The 24,742-nt window shown below is 69.7% G+C and carries 22 protein-coding genes; 15 read left to right on the top strand and 7 right to left on the bottom strand.

The features are described 5' to 3' along the window. Nucleotides 1-224 precede the first annotated feature (224 nt). Entirely contained in the window at nt 225-1,394 is a 1,170-nt protein-coding gene (locus G6N16_RS01290; RefSeq protein WP_062660257.1) for a Fic family protein, read from the bottom strand. A 538-nt stretch (nt 1,395-1,932) separates the two neighbouring features. Between G6N16_RS01290 and G6N16_RS01295 the strand changes: the two genes are divergently transcribed. After that, nucleotides 1,933-3,177 carry an exo-beta-N-acetylmuramidase NamZ family protein gene (locus G6N16_RS01295; RefSeq protein WP_083029228.1) on the top strand — a complete coding sequence of 415 codons (1,245 nt, stop codon included), beginning with the start codon at nt 1,933-1,935 and terminating at the stop codon, nt 3,175-3,177. Nucleotides 3,178-3,180: 3 nt separating this feature from the next. On the opposite strand, the gene G6N16_RS01300 is transcribed toward G6N16_RS01295, so the two are convergent. Further along, nucleotides 3,181-4,539: a DUF3533 domain-containing protein gene (locus G6N16_RS01300; protein ID WP_083029227.1), complete on the bottom strand. Its 1,359-nt coding sequence runs from the start codon at nt 4,537-4,539 to the stop codon at nt 3,181-3,183. Between the two features lie 100 nt (nt 4,540-4,639). Here G6N16_RS01300 and G6N16_RS01305 point away from each other — a divergent pair, with 100 nt between their 5' ends. From G6N16_RS01305 to lfrA, 6 genes are all read left to right on the top strand, one after another. Then, nucleotides 4,640-5,197 carry a PadR family transcriptional regulator gene (locus tag G6N16_RS01305; RefSeq protein ID WP_083029226.1) on the top strand — a complete coding sequence of 186 codons (558 nt, stop codon included), beginning with the start codon at nt 4,640-4,642 and terminating at the stop codon, nt 5,195-5,197. A gap of 105 nt (nt 5,198-5,302) precedes the next feature. Then, the gene (locus tag G6N16_RS01310; protein ID WP_083029225.1) at nt 5,303-6,115 is read left to right on the top strand and encodes a DUF1906 domain-containing protein; all 813 of its coding nucleotides are present in this window, start codon (nt 5,303-5,305) and stop codon (nt 6,113-6,115) included. 53 nt (nt 6,116-6,168) lie between these two features. Further along, nucleotides 6,169-7,866 (top strand): N-6 DNA methylase, encoded by a 1,698-nt coding sequence (locus G6N16_RS01315; RefSeq protein ID WP_083029288.1) that lies wholly within the window; start codon nt 6,169-6,171, stop codon nt 7,864-7,866. Continuing rightward, nucleotides 7,859-8,956: a hypothetical protein gene (locus G6N16_RS01320; protein ID WP_083029289.1), complete on the top strand. Its 1,098-nt coding sequence runs from the start codon at nt 7,859-7,861 to the stop codon at nt 8,954-8,956. The genes G6N16_RS01315 and G6N16_RS01320 overlap by 8 nt, the downstream gene beginning before the upstream one ends. A gap of 113 nt (nt 8,957-9,069) precedes the next feature. Then, entirely contained in the window at nt 9,070-9,624 is a 555-nt protein-coding gene (locus G6N16_RS01325; RefSeq protein ID WP_083029224.1) for a TetR/AcrR family transcriptional regulator, read from the top strand. A gap of 75 nt (nt 9,625-9,699) precedes the next feature. Beyond that, a complete protein-coding gene (gene lfrA, locus G6N16_RS01330; RefSeq protein ID WP_163787719.1) occupies nt 9,700-11,274 on the top strand; it encodes an efflux MFS transporter LfrA in 1,575 nt (524 codons plus the stop codon). Nucleotides 11,275-11,413: 139 nt separating this feature from the next. On the opposite strand, the gene G6N16_RS01335 is transcribed toward lfrA, so the two are convergent. After that, entirely contained in the window at nt 11,414-11,878 is a 465-nt protein-coding gene (locus tag G6N16_RS01335; RefSeq protein WP_083034014.1) for a GatB/YqeY domain-containing protein, read from the bottom strand. 106 nt (nt 11,879-11,984) lie between these two features. Here G6N16_RS01335 and G6N16_RS01340 point away from each other — a divergent pair, with 106 nt between their 5' ends. The 5 genes from G6N16_RS01340 (at nt 11,985) to G6N16_RS01360 (ending at nt 17,641) form a co-directional block, all read left to right on the top strand. Then, on the top strand, nt 11,985-13,403 hold the full coding sequence (locus G6N16_RS01340) for a DUF3824 domain-containing protein (protein ID WP_163787720.1): 1,419 nt from the start codon (nt 11,985-11,987) through the stop codon (nt 13,401-13,403). Beyond that, on the top strand, nt 13,385-14,035 hold the full coding sequence (locus G6N16_RS01345; protein ID WP_083033469.1) for a DUF4129 domain-containing protein: 651 nt from the start codon (nt 13,385-13,387) through the stop codon (nt 14,033-14,035). The genes G6N16_RS01340 and G6N16_RS01345 overlap by 19 nt, the downstream gene beginning before the upstream one ends. Continuing rightward, nucleotides 14,032-15,159: a DUF4350 domain-containing protein gene (locus G6N16_RS01350; protein WP_083033476.1), complete on the top strand. Its 1,128-nt coding sequence runs from the start codon at nt 14,032-14,034 to the stop codon at nt 15,157-15,159. The genes G6N16_RS01345 and G6N16_RS01350 overlap by 4 nt, the downstream gene beginning before the upstream one ends. Before the next feature lie 86 nt (nt 15,160-15,245). Beyond that, on the top strand, nt 15,246-16,286 hold the full coding sequence (locus G6N16_RS01355; protein ID WP_110810971.1) for an AAA family ATPase: 1,041 nt from the start codon (nt 15,246-15,248) through the stop codon (nt 16,284-16,286). After that, entirely contained in the window at nt 16,286-17,641 is a 1,356-nt protein-coding gene (locus tag G6N16_RS01360; protein ID WP_083033466.1) for a DUF58 domain-containing protein, read from the top strand. Before G6N16_RS01355 ends, G6N16_RS01360 begins: the two co-directional genes overlap by 1 nt. Nucleotides 17,642-17,648: 7 nt before the next feature. Here G6N16_RS01360 and G6N16_RS01365 read toward each other — a convergent pair whose 3' ends face one another. Then, the gene (locus tag G6N16_RS01365) at nt 17,649-18,368 is read right to left on the bottom strand and encodes an Rv1363c family protein (protein ID WP_133053014.1); all 720 of its coding nucleotides are present in this window, start codon (nt 18,366-18,368) and stop codon (nt 17,649-17,651) included. A 16-nt stretch (nt 18,369-18,384) separates the two neighbouring features. Then, nucleotides 18,385-19,377, bottom strand: coding sequence for a stage II sporulation protein M (locus G6N16_RS01370; RefSeq protein WP_083033463.1), 993 nt, complete (start codon nt 19,375-19,377; stop codon nt 18,385-18,387). 28 nt (nt 19,378-19,405) lie between these two features. Here G6N16_RS01370 and G6N16_RS01375 point away from each other — a divergent pair, with 28 nt between their 5' ends. Next, a complete protein-coding gene (locus G6N16_RS01375; protein ID WP_083033461.1) occupies nt 19,406-20,323 on the top strand; it encodes an RDD family protein in 918 nt (305 codons plus the stop codon). On the opposite strand, the gene G6N16_RS01380 is transcribed toward G6N16_RS01375, so the two are convergent. Next, complete coding sequence (locus G6N16_RS01380; RefSeq protein ID WP_083033459.1) at nt 20,297-21,514, bottom strand: cation:proton antiporter; 1,218 nt, start codon at nt 21,512-21,514, stop codon at nt 20,297-20,299. The genes G6N16_RS01375 and G6N16_RS01380 overlap by 27 nt on opposite strands. Nucleotides 21,515-21,664: 150 nt before the next feature. Here G6N16_RS01380 and G6N16_RS01385 point away from each other — a divergent pair, with 150 nt between their 5' ends. Beyond that, a complete protein-coding gene (locus G6N16_RS01385; RefSeq protein WP_083033458.1) occupies nt 21,665-22,297 on the top strand; it encodes a PadR family transcriptional regulator in 633 nt (210 codons plus the stop codon). A gap of 93 nt (nt 22,298-22,390) precedes the next feature. On the opposite strand, the gene glpK is transcribed toward G6N16_RS01385, so the two are convergent. Then, nucleotides 22,391-23,959 carry a glycerol kinase GlpK gene (glpK, locus tag G6N16_RS01390; protein ID WP_083033456.1) on the bottom strand — a complete coding sequence of 523 codons (1,569 nt, stop codon included), beginning with the start codon at nt 23,957-23,959 and terminating at the stop codon, nt 22,391-22,393. On the opposite strand from glpK, the gene G6N16_RS01395 reads away from it, so the two are divergent. After that, complete coding sequence (locus tag G6N16_RS01395) at nt 23,958-24,719, top strand: class I SAM-dependent methyltransferase (RefSeq protein WP_083033454.1); 762 nt, start codon at nt 23,958-23,960, stop codon at nt 24,717-24,719. The two genes, glpK and G6N16_RS01395, sit on opposite strands and share 2 nt — an antisense overlap. Nucleotides 24,720-24,742: the final 23 nt, after the last annotated feature.

Consider the following 24,742-nt stretch of genomic DNA (forward strand, 5'->3'; position numbering starts at 1 on the left):
TAGTGGAAGCGAGGAATGCGAGGGCCATTCACAGCCGTGATCTTTGGTTGCGGATCCGTCGGAATCTGGCGTTGCAAGCCCGTCGAGTAAGCGTCCATGAACTGCTGCAGCTTTGCGTTCAGGCGCCGCCCATAGCCGACTGGATCGTCTTGGTAGCCCACCTGGATAGGGGGTCCGACCAGCCGTTCCATGCCAGTGAATCGCGCCAGCACGCCGACGAATGCTCAGTATTCTAGAGCCGCGAGCACACCGTCACACTGAAATATTCGGTCGTACCGGCCCGAAGTTCGTTGGCGCAGAATTCCTTTGTCCACCAATTTTGTGATGGCGGTGTTCGCTGCCTGGTAGGAAACACCGTGCAACGCTGCCGCAGCCGACGCCGTGATCATCGGGTAACCGATCAGGTCGTCAGCGATCCTGAGCGAGACCCCTTTGGCTCCGCGCAAGATCACCTGAAATTCCTCACGGAGCGCCAGGAGCTTGTCCACTCGCTCAACGACTTCCAAGGCCTCGGCATGGATGGCCGCGGAAATGAAGCACACCCAGCTGTCCCATCCACCGGTCTGCGACACGCGCAACAATCCGTCCTGATACTCGGTGCGGTGTTGCTCCAGCCACGGTGAGATGTTCAGGACCGGAAAACGCAGTTCACCAGCACTCATCAACTGCAGCGCCATGACGAGACGCCCCAGCCGGCCGTTGCCGTCATGAAACGGGTGCAAGGTCTCGAACTGATAGTGCGCGACCGCTACTCGGATGATCGTCGGTATTGCGCTGGGTTCCCGGATCCAGTCCTGCCACAGCCGCAACCCGTCGAGCAGCCGATGATCAGCCGGAGGCGGCACGAACCGAGCCGACGTGACACGCCGATTGCCGAGTCCGATGAAAACCTGAGTGGTGCGGACGCTGCCCGCGTGCGAGCCATCACTGGCGGTCCCACGCAGGAGTTCGCGCTGTAAATCCTCGAGCATCCGAACCGATATCGGTTGCCCTTCGGCCACGAGTTCGTATGCCCGCTCAGCTGCGGTGACGTAGTTCCTGACCTCACTGACCGAACTGGTGAGCTCCTCAGCTTCGAGAAAGTCTGCTTCGAAAACGTCCGCCAAGAACGCGTAGGTGCCCTCCAGCGCGGAGGTACTTACCGCTTCCCGACGAGTGGCCGGCCGAGCGAGCAGGCTCGGGTTCGGCAGCAATGAAGACGCTTGGTCGGCACGTGCCATCGCCGCCGCGGCGTCGATCACCGCGGCATAGGTCTGAGCTTCCAGTTTGAGGTCCGCAGGAAGGGGGTCCGGCACGTAGGCGACGTATTCGTACGCCTCACCTAATCGGGGGTCATGACCCCCGATTGGCACCAACCGTCCGATCGGGCTGTTACGAAGCGCCTCGATATCCATCGGATCCACCTCAACTCGCCAAGCTTGAATTCCAGGAGTGCAATTTCAAGGTTAGCGCCTCAACCTTGAAAACTGACATCCTGATTTCAAGGTTCCCGCTCTCGGTAGATCAGAAGCGGCCTTGACCACCAAGGTGTCTCAGTCCGCAGGCAGTCCGCAGTAGATTTTCGCGACTCCTGCGCGCGCCAACCCACCCAATACAGCTGAGCTGGGAAACTTACGCGGGCCAACGTACCCAACGTCATCAAAACCCCAGGTGGCGTGGTTCGGGACGAAGAGGTCGTGGGTTCGAATCCCGCCACCCCGACAGTGTGAAACCCGCTCTCGCCTGTACCAACAGGTGGGGGCGGGTTCTTTCGTTTCAGGTTCGCCGGCGCCACGGGACCAGCTCCGGCCGGGGGCCCGAAAGCTACTGCGAGCGCACCACGTATTTGGCGGTCGTACCGGCTCCCGATCATTGCGCGTCACCTCCTCCGTCGACGTATTTCCAGGGTGAACGACAACTAGGTCGTTTCTCGGGCCGTTCTATAGTGCCCGGATGCGCCTCGCCCGATTCGGCCGCTGTCTGCTGAGTGTGCTGCTGGCCTGCGCCGCGGTTGCCGGCGGCGTGCAGGCGCCGGCATCGGCGGCGCCCGACGGCGGGGTGGTGCCGGGCATCGAGGTGTTCCTGGCCAATGTGCCGTCGGCGCTGCGCGGCAAGCGGGTCGGTCTGATCACCAACAACACCGGTGTCGACCGCGCCGGCACCTCCGACATCGACCTGATCGCCGCACATCCCGACCTGCGGCTGGTGGCGCTGTTGGCCCCGGAGCACGGCATCCGCGGGACCGCCGAGGCGGGCGTCGGGGTCGCCGACGGCGTCGACGCGAGGACCGGGGTTCCGGTCTACTCCCTCTACGGCGCCCAGGGGCACTCCCCGACGCCGGAGATGCTGAAGGACGTCGATGTCCTGGTCTACGACCTGCAGGAGGTCGGCGGGCGCACCTGGACCTACGTTTCCACCATGGCGCTGGCCATGCAGGCCGCGGCGCGCAAGGGCATCCCGTTCGTGGTGCTCGACCGGCCGAACCCGATCGGCGGTCAGATCGTCGAGGGCGCGCTGCTGGAGTCGGCGTACTCGTCGTTCATCGGGATGTACCCGATCCCGGCGCGGCACGGCATGACGGTCGGCGAGTTGGCCAACCTGTTCAACCGGCAAGAGGGCATCGGCGCGAACCTGACCGTCATCCCGGTTCAGGGATGGCGACGCGCGCAATGGTTCGACCAGACGGGCCTGCCCTGGGTGAACCCGTCGCCCAACCTGCGGTCGCTGGCGGCAGTGACGAACTACCCCGGCACGGTCTACTTCGAGGGCACCAACATCTCCGAGGGCCGGGGTACCGACCGTCCCTTCGAGCAGGTTGGCGCCCCCTGGCTGGACGCGGCGAAGGTGGCGGCGACGATGAACGCGCTCGGCCTGCCGGGTGTCACCTTCCAGTCTGTCAGCGTCCCGGTCGACGACGGCGCCGCCAAGTACCCCGGCCAGACCATCGGGGCCGTCCGGTTCGTCATCACCGATCGGCAGGCCTACCGTCCGGTCGGCACGGCGCTGCTGCTCATCGACGTGATCCGCAAGCAGCACCCGAACGACTTCGCCTGGGGCCCGTCGTTCGATTCACTGACCGGATCGGGCAAGGCGCGGGCGGCGATCGACGCCGGCCGGCTCGCGCCGCTGCTGGCGGAGTGGGACCGTTCGGCCGCCGGATTCCGGGATAGCCGCGCCGGGTATCTGCTCTACGACTGACCCTCAGGCGGCGACCCGCCGCCCGGCCCGGTGCTTGGGCACCGGCGAGATCCGCGCCGGGTTCAGCTCGGGGTGGCGCGCCGAAGCGGCCACCCGGTCGAACGCCCGCACCGCGACCAGCCCGATGAGGATCGCCGCCCCGGCCAACCCGGCGACCGTCCACCACGCCGAGCTCAGCCCGGAGCCTGGTGTGGAGCCGAAGTAGAGGATGGAGCGCAGGCCCCGGACCACCGGTCGCATCGGCTCGAAGTGGGCGATCGCGCGGTAGAAACCGGGGACCGCCTCCAGCGGAACGGTGCCGGCCGATGACGGCATGGCCAGTGCCACGAAGAAGAACATGTTGATCAGCGGCCCCAGCGCACCGAAGCAGGCGAACACCGTCAACGCACCGATGCCGACCGCAGCGACGGTCGAGGTGCCGAACAGCCACAACAGCCAGGGCCGGTCGATCGGCATACCCAGGCCCGGACCGGCGACGAGCTGGGCCAGCGCCGCGGCGATCGGCGCCGCGGCCACCATGATCAGCCACTTGCTCACCAGGCTCTGCAGCCGGCTCAGGTGCAGATACGGACGACGACGCACGATGGGCCCGATCTCGGTGGGCAGGAACCCGCTGGAGGCGTCGATCAGCGGTTGGATCGCCGAGGCGCCGACCAGCCCGAGGAGCACCAGCACGACGGCGTAGTAGAACGCGCTGGTGCCCATTCCGGTGTGCGACGGCAACGGGTCCAGCGGCGCGGTGGCCACCGAGAACGGCGCGGCCAAAGCTGAAGCGGCGGCGGCCGTCGTCTCCGGCGGCGCCGAGGCCAGCAACCGGTGACCGAACTCGGTACCCACCCCGGCAAGCACCGGCGCCAACTGGCCGGAGATCAGGCTGGTCACCATCGCCCCGGTTGCCGGGTTGGTGTCCAGATGTACGACGGGATGCACGGGGGCGCCCGGCGCACCGCTGCGCAGGGCGGCGATCTGGGCGTCGAAGTCCGCGGGGATGCGGACGGCTCCGTAGAGCGAGCCGTTGCCGATCTGCCGCGCCTCCTCGCCGGCGTCGAGGCGCCGCAGCGCGATGGCGCCGGTGTCGACGTGGTCGGCGATCGCGGCGGCCAGCGCCTCGGCGGCGCTGCCGTTCGGGTCGGTGACGCTCTGCTGCTCGACGACCAGGCCGACCGGGAGGTTGTGCACGTTTCCCGGCGGGTCGATGGTGCCGCCGAGGTAGACCGCGGGAACCGTCAGGGCCAGGACGAGCACCACCAGCATCGGCAGCATCCAGGTTCCCGGGTGGGTGACGAACTCGCGCAGCACGCGCGTCCGCTCGGCGCGCGCTCGCGGGAGGGCGTGCGCGTCGGTCTCGGAACTCGGGGACATCCCGCCTCCATTACTCAACTAGTTGACTAACTAGAAGATAGGAGCGGGATTCTCACCTAGTCAAAATATTGACTAGGTTCTACGTTGTTATCCTGCGCACATGGCGCTGCGCGATGCGATCCTGGCCGCCCTGCTCGACGGGGAGGCGTCCGGCTACGACCTCGCCAAGGCCTTCGACATGTCGGTGGCCAATTTCTGGATGGCCACCCCCCAACAGCTCTACCGGGAGCTGGAGCGGATGCAGGCGGCCGGACTGATCGAAGCCCGGCTCGTCGAGCAGGACCGCCGCCCCAACAAGCACCTGTTCTCCCTCACCGACGCCGGGCGCGAGCAGCTGCGCCGCTTCACCGCCATCCCGCCCAAGCCCGGCGCGATCCGCGAGGACCTGATGGTCGCCATCCAGGCCCTCGACGCCGGCGACGCCGCCGCGGTGCGCGACGCCGTCGTCGCACGGATCGCGTTGGCCGAGGACAAGCTCGCCCACTATGAACGACGCCAAGACGAGCTGCTCGGCGGCCGCTCCGAGGCGCAATTCCTGGCCGAGGCGCCGCGGATCGGGCCGTATCTGAACCTGCTGCGCGGCGTGAGTTTCGAGCGGGAGAACCTCGCCTGGTTCCGGCGGGTGATCGCGGTGATTGATCGTCGGCGAGCCGGGTAGCTCGACCGCTCACCTGCCGACTTCTCGCTCCAACCAGGCCAGATTTCCACCAAATCGCAACATAAGTCACGTTCTCCTCATTAGTCTCATTGGTAACATCGGTCGATGCCGGATTTCCGGGGTACTTCCGACCCGCTGCGCCCGTCACGCCTGATATCCCGGCGTGACGCGCTGCGCTATGCCACCGCGCTGTCGGCGGCCGCCGGGCTGGCCACGACGGCCGCGGGCCTGGCGATCCCGAAGGCGTCGGCCGCCGCGCCCACGCTGATCGACTTCGCGGCCAAGCAGATCCCCGCGGCCGACATCCGCGCGGCCGGGCACTCCGGCGTCATCAACTACGTCTCCACCTCGCGGCCCGGATCGACCTTCGGTGCCAAGCCGATCACGCTGCCCTACGCCCAGGCGTTGACGTCGGCCGGGCTGATCATCGTCAGCAACTACCAGTACGGCAAACCGGGCGGGACCGCCCCGTCGGACTTCACCCGCGGATACGCCGGCGGTGTCTCCGACGCCCGCACCGCCTGGCAGTTGCACACCGCGGCCGGCGGCGCAAAGAACGCGCCGATCTTCTTCAGCGTCGACGACGACATCAACCAGGACACCTGGAACCGAGTTGCCCTGCCGTGGTTTCAGGGGATCAACTCGGTGCTGGGCGTGCAGCGCACCGGCGTCTACGGCGGGTACGACGTGTGCCAGTGGGCCGCCTCGAGCGGCGTCATCGGGAATTCGAGTGTGTCCGGCTATAAGTGGGCCTGGCAGACCCGGTCCTGGTCAGGCGGGCGCGTTTTCCCCGCCGCGGTCCTCTACCAGCGCGTGGTCAGCACCGCGTCGGCCCCCGGACCGGTGGTCGGCGGAGTCAACGTCGACGTCAACGACGTCCGGGCCGTCGACTGCGGCCAGTGGAACAAGCACACCTAGCCGCGCGCCGTGACGGGCGGGTCGACACCGGGTTGTCGGTGGGTTCCGGCACGATGATGGGCATGACAACCGGTGACGACGCGGCGCAGCGCAAGGCGCGCGGTGCGTTCTTCACCCCGGCGCCGGTGGCCCGCTTCCTGTTCGACTGGGCGGTCCGCTCCCCCGGCGACGACGTCCTGGAACCGTCCTGCGGCGAGGCGGTGTTCCTGCACCAGGCCCGCCCTGGCCACACCGGCCGGCTGACCGGCGTCGAGCTGCACACCGGCTCGGCCCGCCGCGCCCAGCGCAGCCTGCGCGACGCGGGGATACCCGCGACCGTCGGCGTCCGGAACTTTTTCCTGCACAACGAGTTCGGCGCCTACGATGCCGTCGTCGGGAACCCGCCCTACATCCGCTACCAGGATTTCACCGGCGCCGATCGGGCCCGGGCCCGCGCCGCGGCGCTGCGCGCCGGGGTGAGCCTGCCGAACCTGGCGTCGTCGTGGGCCGCGTTCACCGTGCACGCCGCCCTGCAGCTGCGCCCGGGCGGGCGGCTGGCCCTGGTGCTGCCGGCGGAGTTGCTGACCGTCAATTACGCCGCCGGGGTCCGGCAGTTCCTGATGGACCGGTTCGGCGCCGTCGGACTGGTGCTGTTCGAACAACGGGTATTCCCAGGAGTTTTGGAAGAGGTCGTGCTGCTGCTGGCCGACGGCTACCGGGGCGACGGGAACGTCGGAGGAGCCGGCCCAGCGGACCACGCCGGCCGAGCCGGCCCAGCGGACCACGCCGGCGGAGCCGGCCATATGGACCTGTGGCAGGTCCGCGACGCCGACGGACTGGCCGAGCTGAGCGAATCCCGGCGCTGGACCCCACCCGGCGGCGGCGCCAAATGGTCGGCCGGGTTGCTGTCGACGGCCGGGCGCGCGGCACTGGAGGACGCCACCGGCACCGGCTTCACCCCGCTGCAGTCCTGGGGCGACACCACGCTGGGCATGGTGACCGGCAACAACCGGTTTTTCGCACTGTCCCCGCAGCGGGTCGACGCCCTCGGCCTGACCGACGACGACGTCATCGACCTGTCACCCCCGGGATCCCGGCACCTTCGCGGACTTTCGCTGACCGCGCGCGGTCTGCGCGATCTCGGCGACGCCGGGGCGGCCAGTCATCTGTTCCGGCCGGCCGGCGAACCGTCGGCCGCGGCCAGGCGCTACATCCGGGCCGGCGAGGACCTCGACGTGCACCACGCCTACAAGTGTCGGGTACGCCGGCCCTGGTGGCGGGTGCCGCATCTGCGCCCGGCCGACCTGCTGCTGACCTACATGAACGCCGACACCCCCCGGCTGTGCAGCAACCGCGCCCGCGCCCATCACCTCAACTCGGTGCACGGGGTCTATCTGCGCGACGGTGTGCGCACCCTCGGGCTGGACCTGCTGCCGCTGGCGGCGCTGAACTCGGTGACCCTGCTGGGTGCCGAAACGGTTGGGCGTGCCTACGGCGGCGGGCTGCTCAAGATCGAGCCGCGGGAGGCCGACGCGCTGCCGGTGCCGTCGCCGCCGTTGGTCGCCGCACACGCCGCCGCGCTGCGTGCGCTGCGCCCCCGGGTCACCGCGTTGCTGCGGACCGGCCGGCTGCTGGATGCGGTCACCTGCGTCGATGCGGTGCTGCTGACCGACGGCCTGGGATTGGCGACCGATCAGCTGGCGGCGCTGCGGTCCGATCACGCCGCGCTGACCGCCCGTCGTGTCGCCCGGGGCAGGGCCGCCGGTGGCTGAGCGCACGGCCAAACCCAGCGCCAAGGCCGCCGCGTGGCCGCTGTTCGACGCGATCGTTGCCGAGGCTCCGGCCGCCGGTACCAACCCCTGGCTGCCCGACGGCGGCTTCGTCCCGGACTACGCCACCCTGGCCCGGCTGCTGGCGGTGCCACTGCGGCTGGGCGCCGAAACCCGTTCCGGGGTACCGGCATTGGCCGTTGATGTGTGGGTGGCCTACGAGTTGCGCCGCGCCGGCCTGGACCCCGACGCGGTGTGGCCGCGGGCCGAGCCGCCGCGCGTCGTCGACCGGGATGTGCTGGCCTTCATCCGCTCGGTGCCCCGGGGTATGCGTGAGGAGTTGCTGGCCCGGCTGCGCGGTGGGTCCGGCGGCATCGGCACGGCGTCGGCCAACATCGCGGGAAAGAACTACCTCAAGCAGGTCGACGTCATCGTGTCATCCTGGCAGACCGGGCCCGAGCTGCTGATCTCCACCAAGCGGATGGATTCGTCGTTCGGCAAGAACGCGGCGAACCGCGTCGAGGAGTCCTACGGGGACGCCAAGAACCTGGCGCTGCGCCACCCGCTGGCCGCGCTCGGCTTCGTCTACGCGCTGCGCTCCACGGCCTATACCGAGGAGCGCCGGCAGTTCGACTGGATCGCCGATCTCCTGGTCAAACTCGGCCGGGAGGACGACGCCTACGACGCATGCGCGTTGATCGTGCCGGAGTGGGGCGACGACGCCGAGCCGTCCCAGCCCGAGGCCCAGTGCCCGTCCGTGCTTCAGCCCCCGTCGCAGATCCAGGCGCCGATCGCCCGAACCCCACCGGAAACCCCGCCCGCACCCTCCCCCGACGACGAAGACGACGAGTGGGGCTCCGGCGGCCTGTTCGACCTGCACGATGCCGAGGTCGAGGACGTCGAGGCCGCATCTGCGGTCGACGTTGCGGCCGAGCTCGCAGCCCTGCCCGTCGTCACCCTGCGCCACGACCTGGTGCCCGCCGAGCTCGACCCCGCCCGGTTCTTCGCGCTGATGATCCAGATCATGCTGGACAATTCCAGCGTCACCCAGCACGAGGCCGCCCGGGCCCGCCGCGCCGCCGCCCGCGGCTGAGGGCCCGGCCGCCCCGCCCCTCCTGCCACCCGCGACTGACGACCCGCTACTCCGATGGGCCATAGCGAGACACAACTATCTCATTTTGACGATCTCATGCTACCTTTGAGGACATGAATGCGACGGAGACCGGGGCCCGCGGGCGGACGAGGCGGGCGATACTCGACGCCGCCATGTCCGTGCTGTCGGCCGAACCGGCCGCGCCGCTCGGCGACATCGCCGCGGCCGCCGACGTCGGACGGTCCACGCTGCACCGGTACTTCCCGGAGCGAACCGACCTGATCCGGGCGCTGGCCGTGCATGTGCACGAGATCAGCACGGCCGCGATCGTGGCGGCCGACCCGGCCAGCGGAACGCCCGCCGAAGCGCTGCGCCGCGTCATCGAGTCCCAGCTCGACATCGGGCCGATCGTGGTCAACATCTACATGGACCCCAACGTGCTCGCCGACCCCGCATTGATGTCCCATCTGGACACCGGCGACGACGCCATCATCGAGGTGCTGGAACGCGCCTCGACCGGCAACGTCCCGCCCGGATGGGCGCGACGGGTGTTCTGGGCGCTGCTGGAGGCCGGCTTCGACGCCCTCCTCCAGGACAACCTGCCTCGACACCAGATCGTCGACGCCATCATGACCAGCCTGACGGAGGGACTCATCGCCCCCACCTAGCGTCGGCGAACCACCACAGGCAATTCAACACAGCTGTACCGGGCTACCCGGCCCGACTCGATTAGAGGAATCCTCATGTCCACCCGCCTCGACAACGTGGCGAACACCCAGACCTCATTCACGACGACACCCCGCCGAGCCTGGCTGGCCCTGGCGGTACTCATGCTGCCGGTGCTGCTGATCGCGATCGACAACACCGTGCTGGCGTTCGCGCTGCCGCTGATCGCCGAGGACTTCCGGCCGTCGGCCGCCACCCAGCTGTGGATCGTCGACATCTACTCCCTGGTGCTGGCCGCGCTGCTGGTGCCGATGGGCAGCCTCGGCGACCGCGTCGGCCGGCGCAGGCTGCTGCTGATCGGAGCGACGGGATTCGCCGTCGTCTCCGCCGTCGCCGCGTTCGCACCCAGCGCCGCGGCGCTGGTCGGCGCGCGCGCCGCACTCGGCGTCTTCGGGGCGATGCTGATGCCGTCGACCCTGTCGCTGATCCGCAACATCTTCACCGAGGACTCCGCACGACGGTTGGCCATCGCGGTGTGGGCGGCGTGCTTCACCGCTGGGGCCGCGCTCGGCCCGATCGCCGGCGGCGCGCTGCTGACCCGATTCAATTGGGGTGCAGTCTTTCTACTCGCGGTACCGCTGTTGGTGCCGCTGCTGATCTTCGCACCGCGACTGGTTCCCGAGTCGCGGGACGCCAATCCGGGCCCGCTGGATCCGGTCAGCATCGCACTGGCCCTGACCGCGATGGCTCCGCTGGTGTGGGCGATCAAAGACATGGCTCACCAAGGTGTTTCGACCTGGTCCGTTGCGGCGTTCGGCGTCGGCATTGCTTCGGCGGTGCTGTTCGTGCGCCGGCAGAACCGCAGTGCCACACCGATGTTGGAGATGCGACTGTTCCGCCACCCGCCGTTCGCCTCGTCGGTGCTGGCGAACTTCCTGTCGATCGTCGGGTTGATCGGGTTCTTGTTCTTCACCGCGCAGCATCTGCAGCTCGTGTTGGGACTGTCCCCGCTGCAGGCGGGTCTGGTGACCCTGCCGGCGGCGACGGTCTCGGTGATCGGCGGGCTCGCGGTGGTGCCGCTGGCCCGCTGGTTCGGCCCGGATCGGCTGATCATCGCCGGCCTGGCGCTGGTGGTGGCCGGATTCGTGCTGATCCTGCTGTTCCGCGACCACCTCACCGTCGTCGCGGTGATCGTGTCCCTGGTAACCCTCGAGCTCGGCGTGGGGGTGTCCCAGACCGTCTCCAATGACACCATCGTCGCGTCGGTGCCGCCGGCGAAGGCCGGTGCCGCCTCGGCGGTGTCGGAAACCGCCTACGAGCTGGGCGCGGTGGTCGGCACCGCGACCCTGGGCACCGTGTTCACCGCGTACTACCGGCACAACGTCGAACTGCCGCGCGGCCTTTCACCGAGCCAGAGCGCCGACGCCGGGGAGAGCATCGGCGGCGCGGTGTCGGTGGCCGGTGAGCTGCCCGCCGAGTTGGCGGCGCGGCTGCTGGATTCGGCCCGGACGGCCTTCGACTCGGGTATCGCGCCGACGGCCGGGATCGCCATCACCCTCACCCTGGGCGCAATCGCCGTCGTCGCCCGGGCGTTCCGGGGAGGCTCGGCGGAGGTGGCGCGAGCGAAGCGAGTGCCGGCGGAGCCGAGGTGAAGCCGGGAACGCCCGCATCAAGACCGGCGTTCCGGGGAGGCTCGGCGGAGGTGGCGCGAGCGAAGCGAGTGCCGGCGGAGCCGAGGTGAAGCCGGGAACGCCCGCATCAAGACCGGCGTTCCGGCGAGGGTGACGAGGTTCAGAGGCGGTCTTTGATGGCCGCCGAGAGCCGGGCACCGTCGGCCTTCTCGCCGGCGATCTCCTTGGCGATCTTCATGACCTGGCCCATCTGCTTGATGCCGGGCCGGTGGCCGATCTCCTCGGCGACGTTGGCGATGGCGGTGTTGACGATGTTGGCGATCTCGTCCTCCGACAGCGGCGACGGCAGATACTCCTCGATGACTGACGCCTCGGCGCGCTCGTTGGCTGCCAGTTCGCCGCGGCCATTGGTGATGAAGATCTGGGCGGCCTCTCCGCGCTTGCGGGCCTCGCGGGCCAGTACCCGGAGCACCTCGGCGTCGGTCAGCTCGACGGGTTCCTTGCCGGAGACCTCTTCGGTCTGAATGGCGGCCAGCAGCATCCGCAGCGTCGCAACCCGCAGCTTGTCCTGGGCCTTCATCGCCTCGGTCAGATCCGATCGCAGACGCGCCTTGAGTTCAGCCATGACAGCACGGTACGCGGCGGTCCGCCACCGCAAAGAGGCGCCGTGGCATTTTCGGTGGCCATGCCAGGATGGACACCATGACCGTCAACCCCGGAGGCATGCGCGGATGAGCACGCCACCCCCGACGCCGGACGGCTCACCGCCCGGCGAGGCACCGGCGCAGGACGTTCTCCCCGGTGCACCCGGTGTGGCCGACGAACCCGCGGCGGCACCGCCCGCCCACTTCGATCCCGCCCACGCCCAGCCGATTCCACCGGCCTACCCGCCCCAGCCGTCCTACCCGACCCAGCAGCACTATCCCGTCGGGTATCCGCAGTACGCAGCCCCCGGCTATCCGCAACCCGGCTACCGCCCGACCCCGCCCGGTTACCCGGTCTACCAGCCGCAACCCGGCTACCCACCCCAAGGCTTCGGGCCACCCGGCTTCCCGCCCCAAGCCGGCTACCAGCCCGGTTACCCGCCGCAGCCGAGCTACGTCGCGCCCGTCCCGCAGCCCGGATACGTCCCCGGGCCCGCCCCGTCGGCGCCGCTGGTGTCGATCGATCTCAAGCCCGGCATCATCCCGCTGCGGCCGCTGGGCATCAGCGACATCTACAACGGCGCCGTCGCCTACATCCGGTCCAATCCCCGGACCACGCTGGGCCTGACCACCATCGTCGTCGTGCTCACCCAGCTGCTGGCGCTGGGTTTGCAGATCGGCCCGTTGCTGGCCCTGGACCGGGTCAACATGCTCGGCGACAACTCCTCCGACGTGGGCGCCTCGGCGCTGTTGCAGTTGCCCGGCGCCCTGACGACCTGGCTGGCCACCATTTTGCTGGGCGGCATGCTGACGGTGGTGGTGGGCCGGGCGGTGTTCGGCGAGACGATCACCATCGGTGAGGCGTGGGCCCGCATCCGCGGCCGGCTGCCGGCGCTGATCGGGCTGGCCGCTCTGGAGACGCTGGCGATGTTTCTTGTGCTCGGCGTCATCGTCGTGATCGTCGTCGGGCTGGCCCAGGCCAGCGCGGCCCTGGCGGTCATCGCCGGGCTGTTCCTGCTGCTGCTGTTCGGCCTGGGCGCCTGCTACCTGTGGGTCCAGCTGACCTTCGCGCCGACGGCCATCGTGCTGGAGCGGCTGTCGGTCATGGCCGCGATCCGGCGATCGTTTGCCCTGGTCCGCGGCGACTTCTGGCGGTTGCTGGGCATCCTGCTGCTGACCGCGATCCTGGTCTCGATCATCGCCAGTGCTCTCGGATTCCCGTTCCAGATTGCCGGCGCGATCATGACGTCGGGCGTCCGGGACAACGACGTGCTGCTGATCGGCGCGTCCCTGACGGCAATCGGCGCCGCCATCGGCCGGATCATCACCACCCCGTTCTCCGCCGGTGTCACGGTGTTGCTCTACACCGACCGCCGGATGCGCGGTGAGGCCTTCGACATGGTGCTGCGCACCGGCGCCGACGCCGCGTTGCGCGCGGCGGCCGACCCGGCCGCTGGGCCGCACGTTCTCGATGAGACGGATCAGTTGTGGCTGACCCGACGGTAGACATCGACGGTGACGCCGCCCGTGAGCTGGCTCGTCACGAACTGTCCAAGCCGATCTATCCGCGGCGCTCGCTGTGGGACCACGTCCTGAGCTGGATCAACGATCGCCTAGACCGGTTGCTCGCGCACGGCGCGTCCATGCCGGGCGGCTGGCTGACCGTGCTGGTGCTGGCGGTCGTGGTGATCGTCGCGGCGCTGTTGATCGTCCGGCTGGTGCGCCGGACCATCCGCACCCAGCCCGGGGAGACCTACCAGCTGTTCGACGGCGCCGAGCTCACCGCGGCCCAGCACCGCGCCGCCGCCGCGGACTACGCCGCCCGCGGCGACTGGGCCGGCGCGATCCGGCACCGGCTCCGCGCCGTCGCCCGGCACCTGGAGGAAACCGGGGTGCTCACCGCCGTGCCCGGTCGCACCGCCACCGAGCTCACCCGCGCAGCGGCCGTCGCCTATCCGGCGTTGTCCGGTGAATTCACCTCGGCGGCAGCCATTTTCAACGACGTCACCTACGGTGAACAACCCGGCACCGCCGAGGAGTATCAGCAGATCGCCGATCTCGACGAGCATCTGTGCGCGCAACGCGGCACCCCGTCGGGCACCGCCGCGACGGTCGAGGGCTGGACGGCCGTGCGATGACCACCGCCACGACCCGCAAGACCCGTTCGAGGTGGTGGCTCCTCATCGCGCTGGTCGCGATCGCCGCCGTCGCGGTCCTGGCCACCCAGCTGACCAGCCCACGCGCGGGCGGCTTCCTCGATCCGGAATCCACCGCCACCAACGGTTCACACGCCCTGGCCACGCTGCTGCGCGAACACGGGGTGGAGGTGATCGAGGCCAACACCGTCGACGAGGCGGTGTCCGCCACGACCGGGAACTCGACCCTGCTGGTCGCCCCGACCTACTACCTGCCCGACCGCGACAAGCTGCAGCGGCTGTCGCGCGCCCCCGGCGACCTGTTGCTGATCGCGCCCAACTTCGTCGTCCAGGACGTCCTGGCACCTGACCTTCGGGCGGGCGCCAGCACCGTCACCCAGAAATCACCCGGCTGCGATCTGCGCGCGGCCCGGCGCGCCGGAGCCGTCGATTTCGACACCGGGCGGATCTACCGCGCCGCAACCGATTCGGTGGACCTGACCTCCTGCTACGGCGGCGCACTGGTCCGCTACCGAAACGGCGCCGGGCAGACCGTCACCGTCGCCGCCAACACCGACTTCCTGACCAACGACGGGTTGCGCGACGGCGGCAACGCGGCCCTGGCGATGAATCTGGCCGGCGAACACCCCCGGCTGGTCTGGTACGCGCCGCAACAGCTGGAGGGTGAGAAGTCCAGCTCCGCATCCATCACCGACCTGATGCCGGACCGGGTCGGCTGGGTCATCTGGCAGCTGATCATCGCGGTGGCACTGCTGGCGCTCTGGCAGGGCCGGCGCCTCGGCCCGCTGATCGCCGAACCGCTGCCGGTGGTGGTTCGCGCGTCGGAAACCGTGGAGGGGCGCGGCCGGCTGTACCAGTCGCACCGGGCCCGGGACCGGGCCGCCGACGCGCTGCGCTCGGCCACCATCTCCCGGCTGACCCCGCGGCTCGGATTGAGCGCAGCGGCCGGCCGGACCCAGATCGTCGACGCCATCGCCGCGCACAGCGGAACCGACCCGGCGCGGCTGACCCACCTGTTGTACGGCCCGGCCCCGGCCACCGACGACGATCTCATCAACCTCGCTCACGCTCTCGACGACATCGAAAGGCAGGTCGCGCACCCGTGACGCACTACTCCCCCGAGTCCCAGCCGCCCGGCGCTCCGTACGGCGGTCCCGCATCCGGTGGCTGGGCGCCCACGCCCCCGCCACCCGTGGCGCCCCCCGCGCAGGCACCGCTGCCGGTCCCGCCGCCGTCGGCCCCGCAGCACGCTCCCCAGCACCCGGTGCACGCGCCCCCGGATCCGGCCGGAGACGCCGCCCGCGCCGCGTTGCTGGCCTTGCGGGCCGAGATCGGCAAGGCCGTGGTCGGGCAGGACGCCGTGGTGAGCGGTCTGGTGGTGGCGCTGCTGTGCCGGGGACACGTGCTCCTCGAGGGCGTACCCGGCGTAGCGAAGACCCTGCTGGTGCGCACCCTGGCCGCCGCACTCGCCCTCGATTTCAAGCGGGTCCAGTTCACCCCCGACCTGATGCCCGGCGACGTCACCGGTTCGCTCATCTACGACGCCCGCACCGCGGAGTTCGAATTCCGAGCCGGACCGGTGTTCACCAACCTGCTGCTGGCCGACGAGATCAACCGCACCCCACCGAAAACCCAGGCCGCGCTGCTGGAGGCGATGGAGGAACGCCAGGTCAGTGTCGACGGGGATCCGAAGGCGCTGCCCGACCCGTTCATCGTGGCGGCCACCCAGAACCCGATCGAGTACGAGGGCACCTACCAGCTGCCCGAGGCTCAGCTGGACCGGTTCCTGCTCAAGCTCACCGTGCCGCTGCCCGCCCGCGAGCAGGAGGTGGCCATTCTCGGCCGGCACGCCGGCGGTTTCGATCCGCGTGATCTGACCGACATCGAGACGGTCGCCGGACCCGACCAGCTGGCCGCCGGTCGCGCCGCGGTCGCCCGGGTGCTAGTGGCCGACGAGATCCTGCGCTACATCGTCGATATCGCGATCGCGACCCGCAATTCACCGTCGCTGCAGCTCGGCGTCTCACCACGCGGAACGACCGCGCTGATGGGTACCGCCCGCGCCTGGGCGTGGCTGTCCGGGCGTTCCTACGTCACCCCCGACGACGTCAAGGCCATGGCCAAATCGACGCTGCGGCACCGGATTGCGCTGCGTCCCGAGGCCGAACTGGAAGGCGCCACCCCGGATGCCGTACTCGACGGCATTCTGGCCTCGGTGCCGGTTCCGCGCTAGTGGTGCTCAGCGGCCGGGTCGGCCTGATCGCCCTGGCGGGGGTGCTGCCGATCCTGGTATCACCCTGGCCGGAGGCGACTTTCGCGGCGCTGCTGGCCGTGCTGCTGGTGGCCGTCGTCCTCGACATACTGCTGGCCGCCACACCGTCGGCCATCGGTGTCACCCGCACCGTCGCGGCGTCCAGCCGCCTCGGTGAACCCATCGACGTGAGCCTGTCGGTCCGCAACGACGGCAGCCGCCGCTTCCGCGGGCAGATCCGGGACGCGTGGGCGCCCAGCGCCTGTGCGACCCCGCGCGCGCACGACGTGACCCTGTCACCCGGCGAACACATCTCGCTGCTGACCCGGCTGGACCCCGTGCGTCGCGGCGATCAGCGGGCGGCCGGGATCACCGTCCGCGCCCTGGGCCCGCTGCGGCTGGCCGGCCGTCAGCGTTTCCGCCCGCTGCCCGACGAGCTGCGGGTACTGCCGCCGTTCTTGTCCCGCAAGCATTTACCGTCGCGGCTGGCCCGGCTGCGGCAGATCGACGGGGCCATCCCGGTGCTCATCCGCGGCCAGGGCACCGAGTTCGATTCACTGCGCGAGTACGTCGACGGCGACGACGTGCGCTCGATCGACTGGCGGGCCAGCGCACGGCGCAACGACGTGGTGGTCCGGACCTGGCGTCCGGAACGCGACCGCCGGGTGGTGCTGGTGCTCGACACCGGCCGCACCTCGGCCGGGCGCGTTGGGGTGGATCCCATTGCCGCGCAACGTCGGACCGCCGCGGACGGATCCGGGCTGGAGGCCGGCGGCTGGCCGCGCCTGGACTGGTCGATGGACGCCGCCCTGCTGCTCGCGGCACTCGCGGCCCGCGCGGGTGACCATGTCGACTTCCTCGCCCATGATCGGGAGACCCGGGCGGGAGTGTTCAACGCCGGGCGCAACGAGCTGTTGTCGCGGCTGGTCGACGCGATGGCGCCGTTGGAGCCGTCATTGATCGAGAGTGACTCCGCAGCAATGGTTTCCGCAGTGCTGCGGCGCACCCGCGGCCGCGCGCTGGTGGTCCTGCTGACGGATCTGAATCAGTCGGCACTGGAGGAGGGCCTGCTGCCGGTGCTGCCGCAGCTGTGTGCGCGCCATCAGGTGATCGTCGCCGCGGTCGCCGACCCGCGGGTGGAGACCCTGGCGGCCGGACGCGGTGACGCGGCCCAGGTCTACGACGCCGCGGCCGCCGAACGCTCGCGTATTCAGCGCCGCGAGGTCGCATCCCGGCTGCGCAGCATGGGTGTCGAGGTGGTCGACGCCCCACCGGAGGAACTGGCTCCGGCGCTGGCCGACCGCTACCTGGCGATGAAGGCCACCGGGCGGCTGTAGCCGGGCGTCAGGGAAGCTCGACGTTGCTGGTCAGCCACCGGCCGTCGACCTTGGTCATGGTCATCTTCATCCGATTCCGGTCCAGCCGTGGATCGGACTGCTTGGTGTTGGACACCGACTGGTCGACGAACAGCAGCACCACGACATCCTGGCCGTTGACCGATTCGACCGCCGAATCCAAGACATTGCCCTTGGCCGAGGCGTTGTTCGACTTCAAGATTTCCTTGAGCGCAGCGCTGCCGGACGCGTAGTTCTCCTTGAACTTCCCGGTCGCGCCGTCGAGCACCTTCTGCATCTGCTCGTCCAGATGTGCATAGTCGACCGAGGTCAACAGTTTGGCGTACTCGACGGCGGCCTTGCGGGCGTCCTCGGAATCGGTGCGCTGAGCTTCCGCCTCCGCGATGACCGCGTGCTGGGTGGTACGCACCTCCTGCAGGGTGGTCGCGCTCTCATGCCATTTCCAGCCCAGGAACCCCGATCCGGCCAGCGCCAGCACGGCGATCAGGGTCGGTACCCAGACCGCGGCGCGACCCGGCCGGGCCACCGACGGCGCACCGGGCGCGGGGGCTCCCGGCGCCGACAGGTAAGGCGGTGGCGTCGCCGGATAGGCCGGCGGCGCAGCGGGATATGCCGGGGGCGCGGCGTAGACCGGGGGCGTGGGAAAGCTCGGGCCCGCGGGATACACCGGGGGCGTGGGGGAACCCCCGGGCGCGAAACCGTCGGTCATCAGCGGTCCTCTCGATTCATGCGGTCGGCACCACGTCGGGTGCGTCCGCCAGGTCGCCGGCGTCGCCGACGGCATCGGCACGGCGGCCGAAGTAGATGATGTAGTACAGGAACGCGCCCTCGGCGATCACCCCGATGCCGATCCGGGCCCAGGTCGGCAACGGCGACGGCGTCACCAGTGCCTCGATCAGACCGGCGACCAGCAGCATCACCACCAGGCCGGCGGCCACGGCTACCACCGCGCGGCCCTGCTCGGCCAGCACCTGCCCGCGTGGCCGGTCACCCGGGGCGATCACCGACCAGCCCAGCCGCATCCCGACGCCGGCGGCCAGGAACACCGCGGTGAGCTCCAGCAGTCCGTGCGGCATCAGCAGCCCGAGCATGAAGCCGCCCTTGCCGGCGCCGAACATCAGCCCGGCCATCACCCCGACGTTGGCGGCGTTGCTGTACAGCACGAACGGGATCGGCAGGCCCAGCACGATGGCGTAGGCGATGCACTGCACGGCGATCCAGGCGTTGTTCACCCAGACCTGCAGCGCGAACAGCCCCGCCGGGTGGTCGGAGTAGTAGCTCTCGAAGTCATGGTCGACGATCTGCCGAATGGACTCCGGCGTGCCGATGGCGGCCTGCACGTCCGGATTGTTGGCCACCCATACCGCGAACAGCGCGGCGATCAGCAGGAACACCAGCGCCGAGCCGAGCCACCAGCGCCAGGCTCGGTAGGCGACCACCGGGAAGGACACCGTCCAGAACCGGACGAACTCCCGCGACAGCGGCGCGTGTGCGCCGGTGACCGCGGCCCGGCCGCGCGCCACCAGCGTGGACAACCGCCCGATCAGCACCGAGTCGTTCGAGGACGACCGCACCATCGACAGGTGCGTCGACACCCGCTGGTAGAGGTCGACGAGTTCGTCGGCCTCGGCACCGCTGAGCCGCCGCCGGTGTTTGGTCAGGTACTCCAGCCGGTCCCACGTGCCGCGGTGGGCGAGCACAAATGCGTCAACGTCCACCTCCGGGAGTTTAGTAGCGTGGATGACTATGTCCGCACACTCGAATGACGCCGTCGTCACCGGCGATGCCGTCGTCCTCGATGTGCAGATCGCACAGCTGCCGGTCCGGGCGGTGGGCGCCCTGATCGACGTCACGGTGATGTTCATCGCCCTGTTCGTCGGCCTGTTCCTGACCGCACTGACCATCCGCCAGTTCGACACGGCGTTCACCGCCGCGGCGCTGATCCTGTTCACCGTGCTGGTGTTGGTCGGGTATCCGGTGATCATGGAGACCACCACGCGTGGCCGCACGCTGGGCAAGATGGCGATGGGTCTGCGGGTGGTGTCCGACGACGGCAGCCCGGAACGGTTCCGCCAGGCCCTGTTTCGGGCGCTGGCGTCAGTGGTCGAGATCTGGGGGCTGACCGGCAGCCCCGCCGTCATCTCCAGCCTGCTGTCGGCCAAGGGCAAGCGGCTCGGTGACCTGTTCGCCGGGACCGTGGTGATCAACGAGCGCGGGCCGCGGCTGGCCCCGCCGCCGCCGATGCCGCCGATGCTGGCCGCCTGGGCCTCGACGTTGCAGCTGACCGGCCTGAGTGCCGATCAGGCCGAGCTGGCCCGGCAGTTCCTGTCCCGGGCCCCGGATCTGCACCCGCAGGTCCGCACCGAGATGGCGAATCGGATCACCGCCGACATCGTCGCCCGGATCTCCCCCGCCCCGCCGACGGGAACGCCGCCGCAGTACATCCTGGCCGCGGTGCTGGCCGAGCGGCATCGCCGCGAACTGGCCCGCCTGCAGGCCGGGCGGGCCCAAGCAGCGCCAATGGTTGCGCCCGTCCAGCCGGGTGCGCCGGCGTGGCCGTCGCCTCCGACCTTCGCTGCGCCGCTGGCCGTGCCGTCGCCCGTTCCGGTGGCCCCGGCACCGGCCCAGCCGGCGTCGTCATCCGGCTTTGCCACTCCCGACTGAGCCGCCACCCGACGACGGCTCTCCCGACGACGGCTTCTCACCCGTCGCGACGACCGGGTTGCGCCTGCCCGCCGCGCGGGCGGCGATCGAGGTGACGACGACGGTCACCAGCGCGCCCAGGATCAGCGCCGACGGCTCACCGGGCTCCAGCAGCGCCGACTCAGTGCCCAGCGCCGCAGCCGCCACCGGCACACCCAACTGCGCCGAAGACAGCGCAGCCATGGCCACCGGCTGGCGTAGCAGCGCACCCACCAGGTGGGCCAGCACCGCCGCCACGCCCAGCGCCAGGCCCAGGCCGATCAGCCGCGGGTCGGCGCCGAGCTCGCGTATCCGCAGCGAGGACCCCAGCCAGACGAAGAACAGCGGGCCGAAGAACCCCTCGGTGATGCCGAACAGTTGTCGCGCCAGCCGCCGGGGCTGACCGACGGCGGAAAGCACCAGCCCCAGCGCGAACCCGGCCAGCATGATCGAAACGTGGGTCGCCGTGGCCAATGCCGCCAGCGCGAACAACAGCAGCAGGCTGATGCGCAGTTCCAGCGCCAGCCGATGCCGCTCGGAGTACCGGTGCAGGCGTTTGCGCCGGCCGTGCGCCTCGTAGTGCTGCAGCACCAGGAAGATCAGCACCGCACAGCCGCCGATGGCCAGCGAGCCCAGCGCCGCCCGGCCGGCCCGGGGTGGGTCGATGACCAGCGGCAGCAGCACGATGGAGGCGGTGTCGGCGATGGCGATCTGCGCGGTCACCGACAGCACCGCCGGGCCGCCCAGCCCCAGGGAATCCAGCATCGGCAGCGCCAGGGCCGCCGAGGACGACGCGATCAGCACGGCGAACAGCAGCGTGTGCCCGGTGTGGAAGGACTGGGCGATGATCACCGCGAACCCGACGGCGACCGCCCCGACCAGCACGGCGCGCAGCGCGGCCTTGGGCATCGAGGAGCGCAGCGTCACATCGCGGATCGGCACGTGGGAGCCGACGACGAACATCACCAGCGCGAAGCCGACGTCGGCCAGCATGGAGAACGTCGGGTTGGTCGGGTCGAGCACCTTCAGACCGCTCTGGCCGAACAACAACCCGACGCCGAGTTCCCCGACGACCACCGGGATGCGCAGCTGCTTCGGTGCGGCCAGCAGCGGTCCGAGCAGGCCCACCGCGACGATCAGCGCCAAGGTGGCGAAGCCGAAGTTCGCCGGCATCAGGCCGCCGGTCGCAGATTGTGCATCGGATACAGATAGCACGCGCCGTCGGCATTCACTCGCAAATTAAACGTTGCATCACGATAGTTTTCGATATATCGTTAATGCATCGAGAGCGCACACCGCGCCTCCGGACGAAAAGAGACGCACATGAACACCCCTTTCAACACCCCACTCGTTGGTGACCACCACCACGGCCACCCGGGTCACGGGCCCGCCCGTCGCGGCGGGTTCGGCTTCGGCCCGGGCTTCGGCGGCCCCGGCGGCGGATTCGGGCCCGGCTTCGGTCCCGGGGACGGCTTCGGCCGCGGGCGGGGCCGCGGCCACCGGCACGGACGCCGCGGCGCGGGCCGGCGCGGCGACGTCCGCGCAGCCATCCTGAGCCTGCTGGCCGAACAGCCCATGCACGGCTACGAGATGATCCAGGAGATCGCCGCCCGCAGCAACGGACTGTGGAAGCCCAGCCCCGGCTCGGTGTACCCCACCCTGTCCATGCTGGAGGACGAGGGCCTGATCGCCGCGGGCGAGTCGCACGGCAAGAAGAAGCTGTACACGCTGACCGACGAGGGCCGCGAGGCCGCCGAGAAGATCGAGACCGCACCGTGGACCGAGATCACCGAGGGCGCCGACCCCGATCAGGTCAGTTTGCGCGATGCGTTCGGCCAACTCTTCGGCGCGGTCGCCCAGTCCACCCATGCCGCCAGTCCCGAACAGCAGCAACGGATCCTGGACATCGTGAACACCGCCCGCCGCGAGGTGTACCAGATCCTCGCCGAGGATTAGGCGGTTCAGCGGAGCTGACGCTGGCCGGAACCGACCGTTGATGCGGAGTCGAGGGGAAGCTGGGACCGCCGCAACAATCCCGGCCCCATTCACTCAGTCGATATCGACCCAGTCGAGGGTTCGCTGAACTGCCTTGTGCCAGTTGGTGTATCCCTTGGCACGCTGGTCGTCGGACCATTCCGGCGACCAGCGTTTGTCCTCCTGCCAATTCTGCTGCAGCTCGGCCGGATCAGCCCAGAAACCGACGGCCAGCCCGGCGGCATAGGCGGCGCCGAGCGCCGTCGTCTCCGCGACAACGGGTTTGACCACCTGGACCCCGAGGACATCGGCCTGGATCTGCATGCACAGCTCGTTGGCCGTCACCCCGCCGTCGACCTTCAGCACCTCCAGGTGCACCCCGGAGTCGGCCTCCATCGCCTCGACGACGTCGCGGGTCTGATAGCAGATCGCTTCCAGCGCGGCGCGGGCCAGGTGCGCGTTGGTGTTGAACCGCGACATGCCGACGATCACACCGCGCGCATCGGCCCGCCAATATGGCGCGAACAATCCGGAAAACGCGGGCACGAAATACATTCCGCCGTTGTCGGGGACCTGCCGGGCCAGCGCCTCGCTCTGCGCCGCACCGGAGATGATGCCGAGCTGGTCACGCAGCCACTGGATCGCCGAACCGGTGACCGCGATCGAACCCTCCAGTGCGTAAACCGGTTTCGCGCCGGCGAACTGGTAGCAGACCGTCGTCAACAGCCCGTTGGCTGACCGGACGATCTTCTCCCCGGTGTTCATCAGCAGGAAATTGCCGGTGCCGTAGGTGTTTTTTGCCTGGCCGGCGCTCAGGCACACCTGCCCGACCATGGCGGCCTGCTGGTCACCGAGCGCAGCGGTCACCGGTACCGCACCGCCCAGCGGTCCCGATTCGGTGGTGACACCGTAGTCCTGCGCGGATGACGACGGCACGATGCGCGGCAGCATAGCTCGCGGAATCCCGAAGAACGACAACAGCTCGTCGTCCCAGTCCAGAGTTTCCAGGTCCATCAGCATGGTCCGGCTGGCATTGGTGACGTCGGTGCGGTGCACGCCGCCGTGGACCCCGCCCGTGAGGTTCCACAGCACCCAGGTGTCGGGGGTGCCGAACAGTGCGTCACCCCGCTCGGCGGCCTCCCGCACGCCGTCGACGTTGTCCAGGATCCAGGCCACCTTGCCGGCCGAGAAATAGGTCGCCGGCGGCAGGCCGGCCTTGTGCCGGATGACGTCCCCGCGCCCGTCGCGCTCCAATGCCGCGGCGATCCGGTCGGTGCGGGTGTCCTGCCAGACGATGGCGTTGTAGTACGGCCGCCCGGTGCGCCGGTCCCACACCAGCGCGGTCTCCCGCTGATTGGTGATGCCCAGCGCCGCCAGATCGGTCGGGCCCAGGTTCAGCGTGTTGAGCACCGTCATCAGGACCGCCACGGTGCGCTCCCAGATCTCCACCGGATTGTGCTCGACCCACCCGGCGCGCGGCAGGATCTGCTCGTGCTCGAGCTGGTGTCGGCCCACCTCGCGGCCGGCATGATCGAAGATCATGGCGCGGGTGCTGGTGGTTCCCTGGTCGATGGCGGCGACGAACTCGGCCAACTCGTAACTCCTAGCGTGCGGTACCCCTGCGATCGTCCATGATGTACCCATGAGCAACCCGGTCGGCGACATTTCCCGGATGCCGCGCGGCGGCCACGACGCATCCTGGCTGGACCGGCTGCTGCAGACCAATCTGAGCCAGTACCAGGATCGCGACGACGCCGACCCGGAGCTGCTGCGCGGGCTGCGCACCGAACGAATCCGGGTCCAATCGTTCCTGCACACCCACCAGCAGGTGGCCCGGCTGGTGCTCGACGACGTCGCCGACATGGCGGATCCGGCGATTCTGCAACTCGGCGCCGACAACGACGAGGTGGCGGCCCTGCTTCTGCACGACCACCCGACCGCCCGGCTGACGGTCAGTTCGCCCGATCCGGAACTCGTCGGCGAATGGGCCGACGGCGCGCTGGGCGACCAGCCCAGAGCACACCTGCGCACCCTGGATCCCACCGCGATCAACGCCGCCAACGACGAATTCGACCTGGCATTCCTGGCGTTCGGGCTGCATCACCTGTCCGCGGTGGCCGGCGCCCGGTTCATCGCCGAGGGTACCCGGGTGGCCGGAGAGTTGCTGATCATCGACGTGTTCCGGCCGCCGTCACCACTGCATCTGGTCCGGTTGGCCGCAATGGCACCGCTGGCGCCGGTCATTCCGTTCGTGCACGACGAACTCATCTCGTCGCTGGAGGCCTACAGCACCTCAGCGATCCGGGCGATGGCGGCATCGGCCGCGGAACGCACCGGGCGCACGATCGACGTCGACGTTTCCCGGTCCGGTCCCATCACTGTGGTGCGGGCCGCGCGCGGGTAACCCTGCTGTCCCCTCCGCAGCAG

Origin of the sequence: Mycolicibacterium insubricum, assembly GCF_010731615.1 — a bacterium.
Classification (GTDB): Bacteria; Actinomycetota; Actinomycetes; order Mycobacteriales; family Mycobacteriaceae; genus Mycobacterium; species Mycobacterium insubricum.

Bases quoted from the DNA above. Each gene is read 5' to 3' on its own strand.
- G6N16_RS01300 (WP_083029227.1), bottom strand. From the start codon at position 4,539: ATGTCCCCGAGTTCCGAGACCGACGCGCACGCCCTCCCGCGAGCGCGC.
- G6N16_RS01350 (WP_083033476.1), top strand. From the start codon at position 14,032: ATGACCACCGCCACGACCCGCAAGACCCGTTCGAGGTGGTGGCTCCTC.
- G6N16_RS01395 (WP_083033454.1), top strand. From the start codon at position 23,958: ATGAGCAACCCGGTCGGCGACATTTCCCGGATGCCGCGCGGCGGCCAC.
- G6N16_RS01325 (WP_083029224.1), top strand. From the start codon at position 9,070: ATGAATGCGACGGAGACCGGGGCCCGCGGGCGGACGAGGCGGGCGATA.
- G6N16_RS01380 (WP_083033459.1), bottom strand. From the start codon at position 21,514: ATGCCGGCGAACTTCGGCTTCGCCACCTTGGCGCTGATCGTCGCGGTG.
- G6N16_RS01365 (WP_133053014.1), bottom strand. From the start codon at position 18,368: ATGACCGACGGTTTCGCGCCCGGGGGTTCCCCCACGCCCCCGGTGTAT.
- G6N16_RS01375 (WP_083033461.1), top strand. From the start codon at position 19,406: ATGTCCGCACACTCGAATGACGCCGTCGTCACCGGCGATGCCGTCGTC.
- glpK (WP_083033456.1), bottom strand. From the start codon at position 23,959: ATGGGTACATCATGGACGATCGCAGGGGTACCGCACGCTAGGAGTTAC.
- G6N16_RS01340 (WP_163787720.1), top strand. From the start codon at position 11,985: ATGAGCACGCCACCCCCGACGCCGGACGGCTCACCGCCCGGCGAGGCA.
- G6N16_RS01315 (WP_083029288.1), top strand. From the start codon at position 6,169: ATGATGGGCATGACAACCGGTGACGACGCGGCGCAGCGCAAGGCGCGC.
- G6N16_RS01385 (WP_083033458.1), top strand. From the start codon at position 21,665: ATGAACACCCCTTTCAACACCCCACTCGTTGGTGACCACCACCACGGC.
- G6N16_RS01310 (WP_083029225.1), top strand. From the start codon at position 5,303: ATGCCGGATTTCCGGGGTACTTCCGACCCGCTGCGCCCGTCACGCCTG.
- G6N16_RS01295 (WP_083029228.1), top strand. From the start codon at position 1,933: ATGCGCCTCGCCCGATTCGGCCGCTGTCTGCTGAGTGTGCTGCTGGCC.
- G6N16_RS01290 (WP_062660257.1), bottom strand. From the start codon at position 1,394: ATGGATATCGAGGCGCTTCGTAACAGCCCGATCGGACGGTTGGTGCCA.
- lfrA (WP_163787719.1), top strand. From the start codon at position 9,700: ATGTCCACCCGCCTCGACAACGTGGCGAACACCCAGACCTCATTCACG.
- G6N16_RS01305 (WP_083029226.1), top strand. From the start codon at position 4,640: ATGGCGCTGCGCGATGCGATCCTGGCCGCCCTGCTCGACGGGGAGGCG.
- G6N16_RS01335 (WP_083034014.1), bottom strand. From the start codon at position 11,878: ATGGCTGAACTCAAGGCGCGTCTGCGATCGGATCTGACCGAGGCGATG.